At 35.4% G+C, this 3,520-nt stretch carries 1 protein-coding gene; it reads left to right on the forward strand.

The window, feature by feature from the left end:
* Window positions 1–27: 27 nt before the first annotated feature.
* Window positions 28–3,279, forward strand: coding sequence for a DEAD/DEAH box helicase (locus tag HU235_RS18840; RefSeq protein ID WP_174881215.1), 3,252 nt, complete (start codon window positions 28–30; stop codon window positions 3,277–3,279).
* The last annotated feature ends 241 nt before the right edge of the window (window positions 3,280–3,520 follow it).

Consider the following 3,520-nt stretch of genomic DNA (forward strand, 5'->3'; position numbering starts at 1 on the left):
GTTTTAGGAAGAGAAGGGAATAAAATGATGAATCAATTGTTCAGTGAACAGGTTATAAAAGAGTTATGCGGGGATCACGCCTTTAAAAAAGGGAAGGGATATTTTCAAAAGGGAAAAGCTGCCGTTACAAATTTTACCCCAAATACCAAAACGTTTAATGTCAATGTTAACCTTGATAACCAATTTCATGTAACAATTAAACATCATAATGGACAAGTATCCGCAGAATGTACTTGTCCAAAGCTCGCTTCTATTACGCAGTTCTGCCAGCATGTTGCTGCAGCATTATTTGCAATAAATGCCAAACACTTACAACATGTCCTCGAAAAGCGGCAAGGAGATTCTTCAACAAAGGAAGGATCTTTTCTTTATGAAAGAACAGCTCTTTCTCCGCTTGAGGAACATTTAACGAATCAATTATTCGGTCTGTTTACACCTCGTGAGAGCTCTCCAAAAAGTAGACAACATTTAATCGAAGAACGTGAGCAATTAATTGTCGAATTCACATGTATCCCATATGTAGAAAATGGAATGTTCGCCATAGAATTAAAGCTTGGAACGAAGGAGCTCTATCCAATTATTTTAGATGAGTTTTTACACCATTTCGAAAACGGTGCACCGTATGAAATCAATAATGGCCTAACCTATGATCGTAATCAATTTTATCTTCACCCTCATACGGATACTCTTATAAAGGAATTGCTAAAAGTTTATAAACTTGAAAATTACATAGAAGAGACTAAGGCTGCCAGGAAAAATCATGAGCATATGCTTATCCCACCGTCCTTCTGGGATACCATTTTCCCTTTACTCCTTAGTACACCGAATGTGAAAATCATAAACAATCGTACGGTATATCATGGAATAGAAGAAATGACAGCTCAGCTTCCATTAACGTTTTCATTTGCGGAAAAATTACTTAAAGGTAATTATCAACTGTTCGTTAATGGTTTTGAGCGATTAAAAATGATGAAGGCTTATCGAGTTGTTTTATATGAGAATAAAATAAAACATCTAGCTGAAGCAGACTATAACAGGTTAATTGAATTAAAAGATATGTTAGAAACAAATGAAAAACAAGATTTTCTCATTCCAATCGATCAAATTAAACAGTTTGTCGATCAAGTCATGCCTGGATTTATGAAGCTTGGGAAAGTACAGCTATCAAAAAGTGTGTTAGTTAAGCTAAATAATACTCCACTTAAGGCTAAGCTATATCTTGACAGAATTCATAATAAGCTTCTCGCTGGGCTTGAATTTCATTACGGCCAAGTTGTCATTAATCCATTAGATGATGCAAAAGAACATAACGGGTTAACATTTCTTCGTGAGGATGTGAAGGAACAACGAATTTTGCAGCTAATGGACGATAGTATGTTTTCAAAAACAGAGGGTGGCTATTATTTACAAAATGAAGAATTAGAATATCATTTTCTTTATCATTTTCTTCCGTTATTGAAGCCTCTAGTTGAAGTTTATGCGACTTCAGCTGTTCGAACGAGATTATTTACCGAGTATTCTCATCCGAACTTTAGAGTTAAATTAGGTGAACGTACAAATTGGTTATCCTTTCAATTTGATATTGGTGGTATTCCTGAGTCGGACATTAAAGGCATATTAAAATCCTTAGAAATTAAACGACCATATTACCGACTATCTAATGGCTCATTACTTTCATTAGAAAGCCCAGAATTTACAAAAGTAACACGTTTTTTACAAGGATTAGACATTGAAGCTGACCTCTTCTTACCACAATTTTCATTACCAATAGGTAAAGGGATGCAGCAGCTTGATATGCTTGGAGATAGAACAATCGTTACATTAGAACACTCTTTCCAAAAGCTTTTGGACGATTTACAAAATCCACAAGCAAACTTTGCGATTCCTGAAATGGTAGGTACTTCATTACGGAAATATCAAGCACAAGGATATACGTGGCTGAAAACTATGGCACAGTATGGCTTTGGCGGGATTCTAGCTGACGATATGGGACTCGGAAAGACAATACAGAGCATCGCCTTTATCTCGTCTGTCCTTACTGATATAAGAAAACAAAAGCTGCCAGCATTAATCGTTTCGCCATCTTCGCTTGTATATAACTGGAAGCAAGAGTTTAACAAATTCGCTCCAGCTATCAACGTGGCAGTTGTTACAGGGACTTTACGCGATAGGGAAAACCTGTTGAAGAATTCGGCTTCATATGACGTGATGATAACGTCTTATCCATTAGTACAAAGAGATAGCACTATTTATAAAAATCATCACTTCCATACATTAATTTTAGATGAAGCACAATTTGTGAAAAACTTTCAAACGAAGACGGCGAAAACGATAAAATTAATCAAAGCAGCAAATCGATTTGCTTTGACAGGAACTCCTATCGAAAATTCAATAATAGAGCTATGGTCTATATTCCATCTTGTCTTTCCAGATTTATTCCCTGATCGCAAGGAGTTTCTTGCTTTACCAAGAGAAACGATTGCAAAGAAGGTCAGACCGTTTATTCTAAGGAGATTAAAGACAGATGTATTAGACGAACTACCAGAAAAATTCGAAACGGTTCACACTTCAGAATTGTTACCAGAGCAAAAAAAACTTTATCTTGCATACTTAGCAAAGCTTAAGCATGATACATTTAAACATCTTGATAAAGAAACGTTTGAGAAAAATCGCATTAAAATTCTTGCTGGTATTACAAGGCTGCGTCAGATTTGCTGTCACCCTGGACTATTTGTTGATGGCTATAAAGGTAGTTCAGCAAAATTAGAGCAGTTATTAGATATTGTGATGGAATGTCATAGTACAGGGAAAAGAATACTCCTATTTTCACAATTTACAAAAATGCTTGAAATTATTGGCCGCGAGTTAACAAATCTTGGACTTCCTTATTTTTATTTAGATGGTCAAACACCTTCTTCCGAAAGAGTTGAGCTATGTAATAAATTTAATAATGGCGAAAGAGGACTGTTTTTAATCTCATTAAAAGCAGGTGGAACAGGATTAAACCTTACAGGTGCTGATACAGTAATTTTATATGATTTATGGTGGAATCCTGCAGTTGAACAACAAGCGGCAGACCGCGCTTATCGTATGGGACAAACACGAAATGTTCATGTGATAAAGCTTGTTGCTAAAGGAACAGTTGAAGACAAAATGAACGCACTTCAATTAAAAAAGAAGCATTTAATTGAAGAAGTTATTCAGGCTGGGAATGAAAACATAAGTACACTTACGAGCGAAGATGTTCAAGAAGTACTAAGTGGATCAACAGATCAATAGAAAAAGTATAAATTCTCCAATAACGACCATTCTAAAAGAGAATGTCGTAATAAAGGAGACAATATATGGATTCATACGAATTAACAAATATGATTATTGACGAGCAATATGAACAAGAGCATGTAACAGCAAACTTTAAGTACAAACAAAAAGACTATAGCATAACGTTCACTAAATCAGACTTGGAACTTATTAATGCTTGGGTTTTTGAGAATCAAACATCGTACCCAGCTAATTTAAC

It is taken from the genome of Metabacillus niabensis (genome assembly GCF_902829255.1).
In the GTDB taxonomy this organism is placed as follows: domain Bacteria; phylum Bacillota; class Bacilli; order Bacillales; family Bacillaceae; genus Metabacillus; species Metabacillus niabensis.

Excerpts from the sequence above, each read along its gene's own strand:
- HU235_RS18840 (WP_174881215.1), top strand. The coding sequence starts at position 28 with ATGAATCAATTGTTCAGTGAACAGGTTATAAAAGAGTTATGCGGGGAT.